The sequence below is a fragment of the Micromonospora sp. WMMD1120 genome (genome assembly GCF_029626235.1).
Classification (GTDB): domain Bacteria; phylum Actinomycetota; class Actinomycetes; order Mycobacteriales; family Micromonosporaceae; genus Micromonospora.
Window position 1 is genome coordinate 778,527 of record NZ_JARUBO010000005.1, and the last position, 16,387, is coordinate 794,913.

9 protein-coding genes and 1 pseudogene are annotated in these 16,387 nt (G+C 70.4%); 8 read left to right on the plus strand and 2 right to left on the minus strand.

Annotated features, from left to right (window positions below):
* The first annotated feature begins 135 nt into the window (after positions 1-135).
* The 5 genes and pseudogenes from O7634_RS03780 (at position 136) to O7634_RS03800 (ending at position 4,314) form a co-directional block, all read left to right on the plus strand.
* Positions 136-726, plus strand: coding sequence for a hypothetical protein (locus tag O7634_RS03780; protein ID WP_278148777.1), 591 nt, complete (start codon positions 136-138; stop codon positions 724-726).
* A gap of 272 nt (positions 727-998) precedes the next feature.
* Positions 999-1,187: pseudogene (locus O7634_RS31860) on the plus strand (hypothetical protein); the annotation flags it as partial.
* 673 nt (positions 1,188-1,860) lie between these two features.
* Positions 1,861-3,519, plus strand: a complete 1,659-nt coding sequence (locus O7634_RS03790; protein ID WP_278153861.1) for a sodium:solute symporter family protein — start codon at positions 1,861-1,863, stop codon at positions 3,517-3,519.
* 16 nt (positions 3,520-3,535) lie between these two features.
* Complete coding sequence (locus O7634_RS03795) at positions 3,536-3,844, plus strand: hypothetical protein (protein ID WP_278148779.1); 309 nt, start codon at positions 3,536-3,538, stop codon at positions 3,842-3,844.
* An 83-nt stretch (positions 3,845-3,927) separates the two neighbouring features.
* On the plus strand, positions 3,928-4,314 hold the full coding sequence (locus O7634_RS03800) for a hypothetical protein (protein ID WP_278148780.1): 387 nt from the start codon (positions 3,928-3,930) through the stop codon (positions 4,312-4,314).
* A gap of 122 nt (positions 4,315-4,436) precedes the next feature.
* Here O7634_RS03800 and O7634_RS03805 read toward each other — a convergent pair whose 3' ends face one another.
* Positions 4,437-6,212: a glycoside hydrolase family 6 protein gene (locus O7634_RS03805; protein WP_278148781.1), complete on the minus strand. Its 1,776-nt coding sequence runs from the start codon at positions 6,210-6,212 to the stop codon at positions 4,437-4,439.
* 522 nt (positions 6,213-6,734) lie between these two features.
* Here O7634_RS03805 and O7634_RS03810 point away from each other — a divergent pair.
* Positions 6,735-7,868: a hypothetical protein gene (locus O7634_RS03810; protein ID WP_278148782.1), complete on the plus strand. Its 1,134-nt coding sequence runs from the start codon at positions 6,735-6,737 to the stop codon at positions 7,866-7,868.
* Position 7,869: 1 nt separating this feature from the next.
* Positions 7,870-8,589, plus strand: a complete 720-nt coding sequence (locus tag O7634_RS03815; RefSeq protein ID WP_278148783.1) for a class F sortase — start codon at positions 7,870-7,872, stop codon at positions 8,587-8,589.
* A gap of 75 nt (positions 8,590-8,664) precedes the next feature.
* Here the strand turns inward: O7634_RS03815 and O7634_RS03820 are convergent, their stop codons facing one another.
* Positions 8,665-13,755: an NAD-glutamate dehydrogenase gene (locus O7634_RS03820; protein ID WP_278148784.1), complete on the minus strand. Its 5,091-nt coding sequence runs from the start codon at positions 13,753-13,755 to the stop codon at positions 8,665-8,667.
* Between the two features lie 289 nt (positions 13,756-14,044).
* On the opposite strand from O7634_RS03820, the gene O7634_RS03825 reads away from it, so the two are divergent.
* Positions 14,045-16,009, plus strand: coding sequence for a penicillin-binding transpeptidase domain-containing protein (locus O7634_RS03825; RefSeq protein ID WP_278148785.1), 1,965 nt, complete (start codon positions 14,045-14,047; stop codon positions 16,007-16,009).
* Positions 16,010-16,387: the final 378 nt, after the last annotated feature.

The window sequence follows — 16,387 nt, forward strand, 5'->3', positions numbered from 1 at the left end:
ACAAGATCGGCTCACCAGCCCGCGGACACCGGCACGGGAATCGGTCACGTTTCGGGGAGCCGGTCAGGAAAGTGCGCCGGATGGGGATTGGCGATCAGTCCCCGGAGGGAATACCAGGTGACGAAGGAGGAGCCCATGTCGTCCACGCAGGTAATCGTCATCGTGCTCGTCGTGCTGGTGGTAGCGGTGCTGGCCGTGGTCGCCCGCTCGTTCAGCCGCCGTCGCGCGCTGCGCAACCGCTTCGGGCCGGAGTACGACCGGGTGGTGGCGGAACAGGACAGCCGGTCCGCCGCCGAGCGCGAGCTGCGCGACCGGGAACGCCGGCACGCCGAACTCACGCTCACCCCGCTCAGCCCGGAGTCCCGGGCCCGCTACAGCGCCGCCTGGGAAGAACTCCAGGTTCGCTTCATCGACTCCCCCGGCGAGACCGTGGGGGACGCGGACGAACTGGTCACCCGGCTCATCGAGGAGCAGGGCTACCCGACCGGTGACTTCTCCGACCAGATCGCCCACCTCTCCGTCGAGCACGCCCGCACCCTGACGAACTACCGGGACGCGCACGAGATCCACCTGCGCAACACCCGGGGTGAGGCCAGCACCGAGGAGCTGCGTCAGGCGGTCGTGCACTACCGCGCGCTCTTCGCCGACCTGCTGGGCGAGGAGCCGGTCGCCCACCGTACGCCCGAACAGCGCCACCACCCGGACCACGACGCCACGAGCCGCTGAGGAGGCCAGCGATGCGCCAGGAAGAGCAGCAGGTGAGCAACGACCACCCGGAGGCCGTCCGCTCCGCGCCCGTACCGGTGTCCTCGGCCCGCGACCGGGCCGGCCGCTCGGACGTTCCCGAGGACGCCCTCGACGAGCGGGGCACCTTCGACGACCGGGCCGCCCACCAGCGGACCGACGACACCGACCGGGACGCCACGGACGACGACGGGCTGTCCGACGGCGCGGACGCGCGCCACCGCCGTGACGGCCGGGCCGATGACGACGGCGGCTTCCACGAGCCGGGGCCGCTGCCCACGGTGTTCGGCGCGACCACTGTCGGCGACGCGGTGGCCGCCTCCGCGCTGGCCAGCCCGCGCCCGCAGGACCAGCCGGACCCCCGGGCCGAGCGGACCGCCGCCCCGGGCGACGGCGCGGAGGACGGCGAGCGGGAAGGACTGCGGGCCGACCCCACCGCCGAGCTGCACCGCCGGAACGTGGACGACGACGCTCCCGACCGACGCGACGACCGGGCCGACGGGTCGGACCCGGCGACGACCGGCGCGGTCGGCTACGGCAGCGCCGCCCCGCGGATGGTCGACCCGGACGCGGACGGTGAGCCGGTCCCCACCGACGAGAGCGACACCACGTTGGAGTCCGCCGGAACGTCCCGTCCCGCCGGTTCGACAGTCGCGGCCGCGCCCGCCACGCTCCTCGACCCGGACGCGGCGCAGGGCTTCCGGGACCGCTGGCGCGACGTGCAGCTGCGCTTCGTCGACGATCCCAAGGCGGCGGCCGGGGAGGCGCAGTCGCTGGTGGAGGAGGCCATCCAGGCGCTCTCGTCCGCGCTGGCCGCGCAGAAGACCGCGCTGGGCGGGTGGCAGGACGCCGGCTCCGCCGACACCGAGCAACTCCGGATGGCGGTACGCAACTACCGGGACTTCCTGGACCGCGTCCTGGGTCGTTGAGTCAGCCCGTCAGGGGCGCCCCGGCCGGTTGGCCGGGGCGCCCCTTTCGGCGTACTCGTCACCTCACCCCGGATCGCCCGACCGGGCCGGAAGGTAACGGACCCACCGTCGGTGCGTGAAACCGCGCGTACCGGGTAAGAGGCGCGCGCGGACCAACCAGCGCGGGCATCGGGACAGGGGTGACGGGATGGACGGCGGCGGCCTCCGGCTCAACATGAACGGCCTGGACTATCTGATCCTGGCGCTCTACTTCGTCACCGTCCTCGGGGTCGGCTTCGCCGCGCGCCGGGCGATCCGGACCAGCGTCGACTTCTTCCTCTCCGGCCGGTCCCTGCCGGCCTGGGTGACGGGTCTCGCCTTCGTCTCGGCGAACCTGGGCGCCCTGGAGATCATCGGCATGGCGGCCAACGGCGCCCAGTACGGCGTGATGACGGTCCACTACTACTGGATCGGCGCGGTACCGGCGATGGTCTTCCTGGGCATCGTGATGATGCCCTTCTACTACGGCTCCAAGGTGCGCAGCGTCCCCGAGTACCTCCGGTTGCGGTTCAACCGCCCCACCCACCTGCTGAACGCGCTCAGCTTCGCCGTCGCCCAGGTGCTGATCGCCGGAGTGAACCTCTACGCGCTGGCCCTGGTCATGCAGGCGCTGCTCGGCTGGCCGCTGTGGACCGCGATCGCCGTCGGCGCGGCGATCGTGCTGGCGTACATCACCATCGGCGGTCTGTCCGGGGCGATCTACAACGAGGTGCTCCAGTTCTTCGTCATCCTCGCCGGCCTCATCCCGGTGACCGTCATCGGCCTGGTCAAGGTCGGCGGCTGGAACGGCCTGATGGACTCGGTACGCGACTCCAAGCTCGGCGAGGCGGGCCTGCACGCGTGGCAGGACACCGGCAGCACCGCCAACCCGCTGGGCGCGCACTGGATCGGCATCGTCTTCGGCCTCGGCTTCGTCCTGTCGTTCGGCTACTGGACGACGAACTTCGCCGAGGTGCAGCGCGCCCTCTCGGCGAAGAACATGAGCGCCGCCCGCCGTACGCCGATCATCGCCGCGTACCCGAAGCTGGTCATCCCCCTGGTCACCGTGATCCCCGGCCTGGTGGCCCTGGTCACCGTGCAGGGCCTGGGCGCCGAGAGCGGCGACCTCCAGTACAACAACGCGATCCCGCTGCTGATGCGTGACCTGCTCCCCAACGGGGTGCTCGGGGTGGCGGTCACCGGCCTGCTCGCCTCGTTCATGGCCGGGATGGCGGCGAACGTGAGCGGCTTCAACACCGTCTTCACCTACGACATCTGGCAGCCGTACCTCCGGCCCGGTCGCTCGGACGAGTACTACCTGCGGGTCGGCCGGTGGGCGACCGTCGCCGCCGTGGTGATCGGCATCGGCACCGCGTTCATCGCCGCCGGGTTCAGCAACATCATGAACTACATCCAGGCGCTCTTCTCGCTGTTCAACGCGCCGCTCTTCGCCACCTTCATCATCGGCATGTTCTGGAAGCGGATGAGCGCGCTGGCCGGCTTCTGGTCGCTGCTGCTGGGCACCCTGGCGTCGCTGGCGACCTACCTGCTCTACAAGGGCGGCGTGATCGACTTCAACTCCGACCTGGAGGAGAGCTTCTGGGGCGCGGGCATCGCGTTCGTCACGGTGGCGATCGTCGCCGTCATCCTCACCCCGCTCACCGCCCCCAAGCGCGACGAGGAGCTGCGCGGGCTGGTGTACGGCCTGGGCGGCGTCGACCTGAAGGGCGACGTGCTCGCCGGGGACGCGGTCTGGTACCGCTCGCCGGTGCTGCTCGGCCTGGTCGCGGTCGCGCTGGCCGCACTCTTCTACATCCCGGTCTTCTAGGAAAGGGGTTCGGCAGATGAGCAACGACGGCCAGCCGGCACAGGACCCGCTGATCGACAAGACGCAGGAGGAGCAGCGGCGCTCCGCCGCGGCCCGGCTGTTCGACATCCGCCGGGTGATCGGTGGCCTCTTCGTCGCGTACGGGATCATCGTGACGCTGATCGGCATCTTCGACAGTCGGGCCGAGATCGACAAGGCCGAGGGCGTCCGGATCAACCTCTGGGCCGGGCTGGTGATGCTCGCCTTCGGCCTGCTCATGCTGCTCTGGCAGTGGCTGCGTCCGGCGGAGCCGCCGACGCCCAACGAGCAGCAGCCCGGTAGCTGACCGCCGGGCCCCCCGGCATGAGCGCGGCGCCGTTGGGTACGCCTCGGGGATGAGGCACCGTGTCGGACCCGGGAGGCAGCACCATGACCGATCGTGATCGCCAACCGCCGTTGGAGGAGAGCCCGGAGGTGGCCTCGGCCGTGGACGACGACGCCACAGTGCCGCAGCTGCGCACCGGCGGAGGCGCCGACAGTGCCACTCCGACCTTCACCGAGCCCCACGGGCGGACGGGTGACCTGGCGCCGGAGACCGACGAGGTGATCGGTGACCCGTACGCCGCCGGCACCGGGGCGACGGGCACCGGCACCGGCGCTGGTGGCGACAACATCCGTACCGGGGCGGAGCAACAGTGGGAGCCCGAGGACCTGGTACTGGCCCGGGGTCAGGACCTCACCCCGGAGAACCTGGACCGCGCCCGCCGCGACCTGGCCGAGCAGGGCCAGGCGGCGATCGAACGCACCGTCCCCTGAGCGGGCGTAAAGGGGGGGTCCCCGACCCGACCTGTGACGGTCGGGCCGGGGACCCGGGGGGAACCTGCCACCGGCAGTGCCTCACCTACTGCCGGGGGCGGGTTGGCGCGTGAGCTACCCGATCAGAGCGCCGGGTAGGCGTTCTGCATCAGCTCCCGGAACTGGGCCGAGAACCACGCACCGGAGATCGGCGCGTCCGGCAGGGCACCCGAGGGGTTGTTGCCGTTGCGGGCGTTGCCGCCGTACGTCGGGTCGCACATCCGGTCGAAGCCCTTGCCCTCGTTGTTCGGGATCTCCTTGCTAGAGCCGTCCGACTCGCCCGGCGGCTTCACCCAGACGTAGGCGTCGATACCCGTGGCCGGGTTCGCCCGAGGCCGCTCACCGAGACCGGCGCCGGCCTGGTTGCACCAGTTGCCGAGGTGGAGTCGACGGTCGACGCGGCCACCGTTGACGTAGGTGTCGACGCTGGTCGTCGCGCCCGGACCGGTGGGCCGGTTGGCGCCGCCCCAGCCGTTGCGGGAGGTGTCAATCAGCATGCCGATGTTGGAGTTGAAGCCCAACGAGACCAGCTTGGTCCGGAACGCCTGGGCGAAGCTCAGCTCGTCGACGTAGTAGTTCCAGTCGACCCACTTGGACTGCCGCACCGTCTGGCCGTTCACGTTGTCCGTGACCTTGAAGTACGGCTCCTGCAACGCCGAGTAGTTGGCGGTGTTGGTGATGAAGCCGTGCACGTTGTTGACGGTGCTGCCGGAGGCGACAGCGGCGGTCTTCAGGATCTCGGCGGACGGGCCGAAGTTGCTGTCCCAACCGAGCCAGCCGTGGTGCCCGGCGTCGATGTAGTTGTAGACGTTGCCGATCGCGCCCAGCTTGGCCAGGGCGTAGCCGACACCGTTGACGTAGGCGCCGTTGGCCTTGACCGTGTCACACATGACAGTGCCACCGGGCTGGCCGGAGGTGTTGGTCACCAGGTTCGGCAGCGAGTCGATCTCGATGACGTTGATGATCCGCAGGCTGCTGTACTTCGAGTTGCCCTGGATCGCGGCGATCGGGTCGATGTACTCGGACTTGTACCTGGGCAGTTCGTCCGGGCCCAACTCACCGTTGGAGGCGAGCGCCGAGCAGTCCCGGCCGGGCAGGTTGTAGATCACGAACTGGATGTATCCGGCGCCCTGACGCAGCGCCTCGTCCAGGTGGTCCTTCACCCCGAAGGCGCCGTTCGAGCTGCTGTTCGGCGTGCCGTTGATCGCGGCGATCCGGTCCAGCCACACGGCCGTGGGGTTGTTCGAGATCCGGCTTCCGCCCGGCTCGGCGTCCGCCTTGGCCTTCCACTCCGGGTTTACGTAGCCGCGGACCCCGACGTACGGGTTGTCCACCTTCTGGCCCGGCGGGTTGGTGGGCGGGTCGGTCGGCGGGTCGGTGGGCGGATCCGTCGGCGGGTCGGTCGGCGGGTCCGTCGGCGGGGTGGTGGTGCCGCCGTTACAGGTCACGCCGTTGAGGGTGAACGAGGTCGGCTTCGGGTTGCTGCCGCTCCACGAGCCGTTGAAGCCGAGCGTCGTCGACGCGCCGGTGCCGAGGCTGCCGTTGTAGGACATGCTCCGGGCGGTGACCTGGCTGCCGGACTGGGTGTACGTCGCCGACCAGCCCTGCTGCACGCGCTGGCTGGAGTTGGGGAAGGTCCAGCCCAGCGTCCAGCCGTTGACCGGGTCGCCGAGGTTCTTGATGGTGATGCTCGCGGTGAAGCCGCCCTGCCAGTCGTTCGTCGTGTAGGCGACGTCGCACTGGGTCGCGGCCTGCGCCGCGGTGACCGGGAGCGTCACCAGCCCGCCGGCGACCAGGGCACCCGCGCCGGTGAGCGCGAGCGCCCGGCGTGGGCCGGACAGCCTTCTCCACACATTCATGCCACTGATCTCCTTGGGCGAGACCGGGCCCGGGTACGGCCCGGCGGGACGGCCCGGCGGGCGTCCTGGGGGACGGCCTCCGGCGCCAACGGGATTTATCTGGGGGGCGCCCGACCCGGACGGGCGATGGTGGTGATGGTGGTGGCCGGCCGTAGCGTCGGCCGGTCGATCGGCGGGACGTCGTCCGGCGGTGCCGGTGCCCTCGACTCCCCTACCTGCGCGGTGTGGCTCATCGAACCGCGTTCGACGATTCTTGCATGGGAGCGCTTCCATGGCAATGGCTCGATGTGTCGTGCCCGGGTCCGGACGATACCTCCCGGAAGCGCCCGAGGGGCGCACGCCATCCCTTCGCCCCCTCGCAGAGGACGACCAGCGCTAAGGGAACGTAGCACCCCTTCGTCCCTTACTAGAACAAAGGTCAAAACGCGAATCTTTCACTTCATAAGTCGTGAAACGGTCTAACGTCGGTCTTAGCTCGGTTGTCGCCGAGCTCAGGACAACAGGGATGGAGTGACGCAGGTCATGGCTAAGAAGATGCTCGGGAAGGTCGTCGCGGGTGCCGCGCTGGGTGGCGCATCGCTGCTGGTGTTCGCGCCGGGGATCGCGTACGCCGACGGCCACGACAACGGCGGGGACCACGACGGCAAGGTCTACGCGAAGCCGCACGTCGTCAAGGCTGGCGACGAGGTCAAGCTCCTCGAGATCTGCCCGGATCGGCAGGAGCACGCGTACGTGTGGTCCAAGGTCACCGGCAAGGTCAAGCTCAAGCCGGTGCGCGACGACCGGGGCGAGGACCGCGAGTGGAAGGAGGAGGACTCCTCCGACCACGACAAGGGCAAGGACGAGAACGGCAAGGACCACGAGGGCAAGGACGAGAACGGCAAGGACGACAAGGGCAAGGACGAGAACGGCAAGGACCACGAGGGCAAGGACGAGAACGGCAAGGACGACAAGGGCAAGGACGAGAACGGCAAGGACGACAAGGGCAAGGACGAGCACGGTGGCCAGGGCGGCGGCGCCGCCGCTGACGCCTACGGCGACGAGGGCAGCAAGGACTGGAAGGGCGAGGAGCACGGTCAGGACGCGGAGGACAGCCGCGACCAGAAGGACTGGGACTCCAAGGACGAGGACAAGAAGGACTGGGAGTCCAAGGACGAGCACGGCTCCGACGACCGTGGCGGCTACGGCTCCGACGAGCGCGACTCGGAGTACGGCTCGGACAAGGACTGGGAGTCCAAGGACGAGCACGGCTCCGACGAGCGCGGCGGCTACGGCTCCGACGAGCGCGACTCGGAGTACGGCTCGGACAAGGACTGGGAGTCCAAGGACGAGCACGGCTCCGACGACCGTGGCGGCTACGGCTCCGACGACCGCGACTCGGACGAGCGCGACTGGGACCGGGAGCGCGAGTTCGTGTACTACGGCGAAGCCAAGGTCGACAAGGACGCGAAGCCGGGTCGCTACGAGCTCAAGGGCTCGTGCGGCGAGGGTGAGCTGGTCGTGCTGCCGCACGGCGGGGTCGACGGCGGCGACGGTGGCGTCAGCACCGGCACCGACCGGGGCCTGGCCACCGGCGGGGCGGGCCTGCTCGGCGCTGCCGCGCTGGGCGGGATCGTGCTGATGCGTCGTCGGCGGACCGATGGTTCGCTCGTCTGACGTGGCGACGACACGGGCCGGCGGCCGTCACGGGAGACCGTGGCGTGCCGCCGGCACGGCCGTCGTCGTCACCCTGGCCATGATCGGCGCCGGCATGATCGGCGCGTCCCTGAAGACCACGCCCGCGCCGCGACCTCCGCAGCCGCTGGCCCAGGCCGGTCCCGAGGTCAGCACCCCGGCGAGCGGCACCGACGACGCTCCGTCCCTCGACGGGCAGCCGGTCGACGGTCAGCCGGTGGACCAGGGGTACGCGCCGGCCGGGTTGGCCCGCTCGGCGCCGACCAGCATCGAGATCCCCCGGATCGGGGTCAACGCCACGATCATGTCGTTGGGCACCAACCCGGACGGCACCGTCCAGGTGCCTCCGCTCGACCAGGCCGAGAAGGCCGGCTGGTACGAGCCGGGGGCGAGCCCCGGCGAGACGGGTAACGCGGTCATCGTCGGGCACGTGGACTCGGCGGTGCTCGGCCCGGCCGTCTTCTTCGACCTCGGCGCCCTCACGCCGGGCGACACCATCACCGTCCGCCGGGCCGACGGGGTGCCGGCCACCTTCACCGTCGACTCGGTGAGGTCGTACCCGAAGACGGCCTTTCCCACCGAGCTGGTCTACGGACCCAGCGACCGGCCCGGCCTGCGGGTGGTCACCTGCGGCGGCCAGTTCGACCAGGTCGCGAAGAGCTACCCGGACAACATCGTCGTCTTCGCCACCCCGGCGGCGTGACCGGTGGCGTAACGGGACGCGGTCCGGCCGGTCGGGGTGACCCGACCGGCCGGACCGCGTCCGGCGTACCCGGGATCAGGCGGCGGCGGAGGTCCGCACCAGGGTGCGGATCTGGCGCAGCAGCACCGACAGGGCGGCGAGATCCGCGCGCGACTCGTCGAACTCCCCCATCGCCCGGCGGGCGCGGTGGATCGACGTCGCGTTCGACTCCTCCCACTGCTGCACCCGCTCGTGCGGCGGCAGCTCGTCCGGTGTGGAGTCGAGCACCTCGGCGGTGAGCGCCGCCAGGGCGGCGTACAGGTCGTAGCGCAGCGCCATCCGGGCCAGCGTCTGCCAGCGGTCCTCCCGCGGTAGCAGCGAGATCTTCGACAGCAGCGAGTCCACCCGGAACAGGTCGGACAGCACGAAGTAGACCGAGGCCACCTCGCTGACGTCCCGTCCGCTGGCGTTCGCCGTCTCCACCACGTCCATCAGACCGAAGCTGTACATCAGCCGGGTCGCCCGCTCCGCCAGCTCACGGGGCAGCCCACGCTCGGTCATCGAGTTCATGTGCGCGACGATGCCCTGCCGCTCGTTGCCGTAGAACAGTTCCTCCAGCCCTGGCAGCAGCCGGGTGACCCCGTCGCGGAGTCGGGCGATCTCGGCCGGCACGTCGATGGGCGAACGCCGGTTGGAGACCAGCCACCGCACCGCCCGATCGAGCAGACGGCGGGTGTCCAGGTAGACGGTCGTCTGCAACTCGGGCGCGACCTTGTTGTCCAGCGCCTCGACCGCGTCCCACAGGTCGCGCAGCCCGAACACCTCGCTGACCACCACGTACGCCCGGATCACGTCCGCCGCGCTGGCCGCCGTCTCCTCGACCACCCGGAAGATGAACGAGATGCCACCCCGGTTGATCGCCTCGTTCACCAGCACCGTGGTGACGATGTCCCGGCGCAGCCGGTGCCGGCCCATCCGGTCGGCGAACCGTTGGCGCATCGGCGTCGGGAAGTAGTTGACCAGGACGTCGGTCGTCCACTCCTCGTCGGCCAACCCCTCGGTGAGGATCTCCCGTTCCAGGACGATCTTCACGTACGCGAGCAGCACCGCGAACTCCGGCGCCGTCAGCCCGGACTCGCTGCGGACCGCCAACTCCTCGTCCGGCGGCAGCGCCTCCAACGCCCGGTCCAACGCGCCCGACCGCTCCAACTCGTTGATCATCCGGCGGTGCACGGGCAGCAGCGAGGCGGCCTGGGCCTGGGCGTTGTTGATCGCCCGCGCCTGGTCGTAGTTGTCCCGCAGCACCAGCTCGGCGACCTCGTCGGTCATCTCGGCCAGCAGCTCGTCCCGCTCCGCCGTGGTCAGCTCGCCGTCGGCCACCGCGGTGTTCAGCAGGATCTTGATGTTCACCTCGTGGTCGGAGGTGTCCACACCGGCCGCGTTGTCGATGAAGTCGGTGTAGATCCGGCCACCGGTCAACGCGTACTCGATCCGGCCGAGCTGGGTCCAACCCAGGTTGCCGCCCTCGCCGGCCACCCGGCAGCGCAGGCTACGCCCGTCCACCCGGATCGCGTCGTTGGACTTGTCGCCCACCTCGGCGTTCGTCTGCGAGGACGCCTTGACGTAGGTGCCGATACCGCCGTTCCAGAACAGGTCCACCGGTGCGGTGACGATCGCCTTCATCAGATCCTGCGGCGACATCTGCGTGACGCCGTCGTCCAGGCCGATCGCCGCCCGGACCTGCGGCGTGATCGGAATGGACTTCGCGGTACGCGGGAAGATGCCACCCCCGGCCGAGATCAGCTCCGGGTTGTAGTCCTCCCACGAGGACCGGGGCAGGTCGAAGATCCGCCGCCGCTCCGCGTACGAGGTGGCCGCGTCCGGGTCCGGGTCCAGGAAGATGTGCCGGTGGTCGAAGGCGGCCACCAGCCGGATGTGCTCGGAGAGCAGCATCCCGTTGCCGAACACGTCGCCGGACATGTCGCCGACGCCGACCACGGTGAAGTCCTGGGTCTGGGTGTCCAGACCCAACTCCCGGAAGTGCCGCTTGACCGACTCCCAGGCGCCCCGGGCGGTGATCCCCATCTTCTTGTGGTCGTAGCCGGCAGAGCCGCCGGACGCGAACGCGTCGCCCATCCAGAAGTTGTGCGCCTTGGATATCTCGTTGGCGATGTCGGAGAACGTCGCGGTGCCCTTGTCCGCCGCCACCACCAGGTACGGGTCGTCGCCGTCGTGCCGGACCACGTCCTCGGGCGGCACGATCTGCCCGCTGACGATGTTGTCGGTGACGTCCAGCATCGCGCCGACGAACTCCTGGTAACAGGCCACCGCCTCGTCCCGGTCGCCCGGCTTCTGCTTCAGCACGAAGCCGCCCTTGGCGCCGACCGGCACGATCACGGTGTTCTTCACCATCTGCGCCTTGACCAGGCCGAGCACCTCGGTCCGGAAGTCCTCCCGACGGTCGGACCAGCGCAACCCGCCCCGGGCCACCGGCCCGAACCGCAGGTGTACGCCCTCGAACCGGGGCGAGTAGACGAAGATCTCGAACTTCGGTCGCGGCGCCGGCAGGTCCGGGATGGCCTGCGGGTCGAGCTTGAACGCCACGTACGCCTTCGGCCGACCGTCGGCGCGCTTCTGGTAGAAGCTGGTCCGCAGGGTCGCCTCGATCAGAGTCAGGTACGAGCGCAGGATCCGGTCCTGGTCGAGGCTGGCCACGTCGTCCAGCGCGCCCCGGATCGTCTCCACCAGCTCGCCACTGCGCTGCTGCCGCTGCTCGGTGCTCGGCTCACCCGGCGCGAACCGGGTCTCGAACAGCTCCACCAGCAGAGCGGCGATCTTCGGGTACGCGATGAAGGTCTGCTCCATGTAGTCCTGCGAGAAGACCGTCCCGGCCTGCCGCAGGTACTTCGCGTACGCCCGCAGCACCACCACCTGCCGCCAGGTCAGCCCACCACGCAGCACCAGCTCGTTGAACCGGTCCACCTCGGCCTCGCCGCGCCAGGCCGCCGCGAACGCGTTCTCCACGTGCGGGCGTACCTCGGCCAGCTCGTGGTGGCCCTCGGGCAGCATCAGGCCGAAGTCGTACAGGTAGACCCGGCCGTCGATCCGGTCCACCTCGTACGGGTGCTCGTCGACGACGCGTACACCGAGCGAGTGCAGCACCGGCAGCACCGCCGAGAGCATCATCGGCTCGCCGTACCGGTAGACCTTGAACCGGACGTCCATCGCCTCGGCCAGGTCCGCGCCGGGCACCCGGGTGCCCGGCCGGGGCGCCAGCTGCTTGCGGAACAGGTGCATCTCCAGCTGGCCGGGCTCCTCCAGCAGCTCCAGCTTCGCCAGGTCCTTCATCGCCTCGTACGGCGTGTGCCCGTCCTTGTAGCCCTCCGGGAACGCGTCGGCGTACCGGGTGAACAGGTGCTTGGCCTGCTCGTCGCCGAGCTTGCGCTCCAGCACCAGCCGGTAGTCGTCGTCCCAGAGCCGGGTAGCGTCGGCCAACTCCTCGGCCAGCAGGTCCGCATCGATCTCGCCGGGCGGCCGGGTCGGGTCGGTGCGGACGATGAAGTGCACCCGGGCCAGCATCGACTCGGTCACCCGGGTGGTGTAGTCCACCCCGACGCCGTTCAGCTCGCGCAGCAGGATGTCCTGCATGCGCAGCCGGTTCTGTGTGGTGAACCGGTCCCGGGGCAGGTAGATCAGGCAGGAGATGAACCGCCCGTACGCGTCCCGGCGCAGGAAGACCCGCAGCTGCCGGCGGCCGGCCATCCGCAGCACGCCGATGACCGCGTGGTACAGGTCGTCGGTCTTGATCTGGAACAGCTCGTCGCGCGGGTAGGTCTCCAGGATCTGGATCAGATCCTTGCCGGAGTGGCTGCGCTGACTCAGGCCGGAGCGGTCCAGCACCTCGGCGACCTTGCGGCGCACCACCGGCAGCTCCCGGACGCTGGTGCGGTAGGCAGCCGTCGAGAACAGGCCCAGGAAGCGCCGCTCGCCGATCACCTCGCCGGCCGCGTCGAAGATCTTGAAACCGATGTAGTCCAGGTACGCCGAGCGGTGCACGGTGGCGCGGGAGTTGGCCTTGGTGATGATGAGCAGGCGCTTCTCCAGCACCTTCTCGTGCGCCTCGGGCGTCATCGAGGAGAGCGACCGCGCCTCCGGCGAATCGGAGCGCAGGATGCCCAGACCGGTGCCGAGCACCGCCTCCAACGCCTTGCCGTCCACCCTGTCGGCGGCCTCGCCGTCGGCGTCCCCCTCGACGTCGACCAGCCGGTACTCCCGGTAGCCGAGAAAGGTGAAGTGGTCCTGGGCGAGCCACCGCAGCAGCTCCACCGAGTCGGTGATGTCCTTCTCCGGCACCGGCGGGCGGTTGTCGGACGTCCGCGTCGACGCCAGCTCGTCGGCGAGCGCGAGGGCACGCTGGCGCATCTTCGGCCAGTCCTCCACCGCCTCACGCACGTCGGTCAGCACCCGCTGCAACTCGCGGCGCAGCCGGTCGCGCTCGGCGGCGTCCCGGACCGGGTCGATCTCGATCCGCATCCAGCTCTCGACGATGTCGCCGGCGATGGCGTCGTCCGGCTCCACGTCGGCGGAGACCTCGGTGAGCCGGCCCAGCGGCTCCCGCCGCACCACGACCAGCGGGTGCACCAGCAGATGCACGTCGAGGTGGTACGAGTTGAGCAGCGCGGTCACCGAGTCGACGAGGAACGGCATGTCGTCCGTGACGATCTCGACGACGGTGTGGTGCTGCTCCGCGTGCGGCTCGTGGATGCGCAGCTTCAGCTCACCCGGAACCCGCTGCTGGGCGAGGTCCCGGTGGGCCCGGGCCGCGTCGAGCATCTCCTCGGCGGTGAAGCCGACCAGCTCCTCGTCCGGCGCGAACCGCCAGAAACGGCCGACAAGTGTCGCCGCGTCGTGATCGTCCCCGGCGAGCGCGACGGCCTGGGCCACCAGGCGCTCCGCGTTGGGAACGGGTTCGTCGAGCTCCGCGTCCTCCACGTCGTCGGCCAACGCCTCGGTCGGCAGGCCCAGATCGTAGATGGTGTCGATGCTCGACCCGGTCAGCCCGGTGACTCCCGTGTCGAGTCGGCCGTAGCCGTCCCCGTCGGTCGCCGAATCGAAGCTGTCGTCATCCCGGCCGGAGTCATCCTGCCGGAGGTCGGGTTCCGGTTTGATCGCCGGACGCCGGTCCATCGGTGCCACTCCCCTCGACCCACCGCGTTGTGGGTCACTCTGCCGCCCAGCCTAGGCCCTGTCGTTCCGCGCCTTCGTCGGCGGACCACTGGCCGGACGTCCGGATCGGGACTTCGTCCTTTCACCCGTTGCGGGTCCGAGGTTGGCCGGCTCCGGGATACCCCACCACGCGATGTTCATCACACGGGCGGGCGCCGTCTTTACGCGCGGCCGAGCACGTGGGGGACGTTGGGGACGGCGTTCGCGTACTACGGTGCGAGGGCAGTCCGAGATCGGAAGGACCAGCTTCATGCCACTCTCGTACCCCTGGCCCCAGCGACCGAACCCCGCCCGCCGGCTGGCCGCGGCCGCCACCACGGCGCTGTTGGCCGCCGGGGTCCTGGTTGGTTGCTCGGGTGACGACGGCCCGGAGCGCACCGTCGAGGCCTTCCTCGCCGGCTGGCGCAGCGGCGACCTCCAGGCGGTCGGCCTGATCGACCCGGTCGGCAACAAGCTGCCCTCGGCCGAGGTGGCGCGTGAGATCAAGGAACTCTCCGGCGATCTGGCGGCCACCCCACCCACCCTGACCCGGCGCGGCGAGCCGAAGATCACGGCGGACATCGCGACGACGACGGTCCAGGTGGAGTGGAGCCTGCCCGGTCAGACCCGCTGGGCGTACGACCGGGAGTTGCGGCTCGCCCAGGGCGACGGCGACCAGTGGCAGGTGATCTGGGAGCCGAAGGTGCTGCACGAGCAGCTCACCAAGGGCGACCGGCTGGCGCTGCGGCGCGACTCCGCTGCCCGTGCCGGGGTGCTGGACAACGCCGGCAACCCGATCGTGACCCCTCGCCCGGTGGTGCGGGTGGGTGTGCAACCCGACGGCGTCACCGACATCAAGAAGCTGGTGAAGGACCTCGACGCGGCGTTCAAGGCGATCCGTCCGACGCTGGTCCCCGGCGTCGACCTGGGCGACCTGCCCGAGCGTGTGGCCAAGGCCGAACCGGGAGCGTTCGTCGAGGTGGTGTCGCTCCGCGAGGAGGCGTACCGCCAGATCAAACCGCGGATCTACGACCTGCCCGGCACCAAGTTCATCTCCGACAAGATCGACCTGGCCCCGACCCGCGAGTTCGCCCGCGCGGTGCTCGGCACCGTCGACCCGGCGCAGGCCGACGACCTCGCCGCCCACCCCGACCGGTACGTCGTCGGCGACCTGGTCGGTCACGGCGGCCTCCAGGGTCGCTACGACGAGCGGCTGCGTGGCGGCACCGGTCTCACCGTCGTCGTCGAACGCCCCACCGAGGGCGGCAAGCTGGAGGCCACCGGCACCGAGTTGTTCCGTCGCGAGCCGCAGCCGGGCCAGCCGCTGAAGACCACCCTGGACGTCGCCGTCCAGAACGCGGCCGACGGCGCGCTGCGCGCCGAGTCGCGTCGCACGGCGATGGTGGCCGTGCGGGTCAGTGACGGCGCGATCCTCGCCGCGGCCAACGGTCCCGGCCCGGCCGGGGAAAATCTGGCCTTCAACGCCCAGGTACCGCCGGGGTCCACGTTCAAGATGGTCAGCGCGCTCGGCCTACTGGATCGTGGCGCGGTCACCCCGGACGGGCCGGTGAACTGCCCGAAGACCTTCACCGTCGACGGTCGCTCCTTCAAGAACTCGGACAATTTCCAGCTCGGCTCGGTGCCGTTCCGCACCGACTTCGCCAAGTCCTGCAACACCGCGTTCGCCGCGCTCGCGCCGAAGCTCGGCGGCGACGGGTTGGCCGCCACCGGTCGTGCGCTCGGCCTGGAGGGTCAGTGGGACCTCGGCACCGACGTCTTCACCGGCAAGGTGTCGGCCGGTGGCAGCCCCGCCGAGCAGGCCGCCGCGTCCTTCGGACAGGGCACCACACTGGTCAGCCCACTCGCCATGGCCGGGGCAACCGCCGCCGTCGCCCGTGGACGGTTCGAGCAGCCCAAGCTGCTGATCGACCCGGCCCCGGCCAAACCCGCCCCGGCGGGTGAGCAGCTCAAGCCGGAGTCGGTGACGGCGCTGCGCGCCATGATGCGCGAGGTGGTCACCACCGGCACCGGCACCGCGCTCAAGGACGTGCCGGGCGAGGTGTACGGCAAGACCGGCACCGCCGAGTACGACAACAACCCGGCCCACACCCACGCCTGGTTCGTCGGCTGGCGGGGCGATGTCGCGTTCGCCGTCTTCGTGGAGAAGGGGGGCGCCAGCACGGCCTCGGCCGTCCCGATCGCCGAACGCTTCCTCCGCGCCCTCCCGGCCACCTGACCCCGCCCGCTGTCGCGAGCCGCGCCCGACCACCCGCCGCGGACCGGGCGCCGGCCTTCATCCACTCGGGTTCCTTGAAACCGCGCCAACCAGGTCAGCCGGATACCCCGGTTTCATTGAACTCGAGTCGATCAGCGGCCGAGTGGCAGCGCATCGAGTCAGGCAGTGTCGGCTTTGTGGAGGTTTGCGCCATTATCGGTGACGGCATCACCGATCGATGTGTCCTCGGGCGGCGGCGCGGCACGCCGGAGCAGACCAGGCCCAGCCGACGCGGGCGGACCGACCGGTTCAGGCTCGGCCGCGGAGGGGATCACCGCCGTCCCTCCCGACGGCTCGGCGTGGGCGCGCCCGGAGAGGCCCGACTGCGCCGTCACGACC

What these genes read in the sequence shown, in the direction of transcription:
- O7634_RS03790 (WP_278153861.1), top strand. Translation starts at nt 1,861, where the DNA reads ATGGACGGCGGCGGCCTCCGGCTCAACATGAACGGCCTGGACTATCTG.
- O7634_RS03805 (WP_278148781.1), bottom strand. Translation starts at nt 6,212, where the DNA reads ATGAATGTGTGGAGAAGGCTGTCCGGCCCACGCCGGGCGCTCGCGCTC.
- O7634_RS03795 (WP_278148779.1), top strand. Translation starts at nt 3,536, where the DNA reads ATGAGCAACGACGGCCAGCCGGCACAGGACCCGCTGATCGACAAGACG.
- O7634_RS03825 (WP_278148785.1), top strand. Translation starts at nt 14,045, where the DNA reads ATGCCACTCTCGTACCCCTGGCCCCAGCGACCGAACCCCGCCCGCCGG.
- O7634_RS03800 (WP_278148780.1), top strand. Translation starts at nt 3,928, where the DNA reads ATGACCGATCGTGATCGCCAACCGCCGTTGGAGGAGAGCCCGGAGGTG.
- O7634_RS03810 (WP_278148782.1), top strand. Translation starts at nt 6,735, where the DNA reads ATGGCTAAGAAGATGCTCGGGAAGGTCGTCGCGGGTGCCGCGCTGGGT.
- O7634_RS03820 (WP_278148784.1), bottom strand. Translation starts at nt 13,755, where the DNA reads ATGGACCGGCGTCCGGCGATCAAACCGGAACCCGACCTCCGGCAGGAT.
- O7634_RS03780 (WP_278148777.1), top strand. Translation starts at nt 136, where the DNA reads ATGTCGTCCACGCAGGTAATCGTCATCGTGCTCGTCGTGCTGGTGGTA.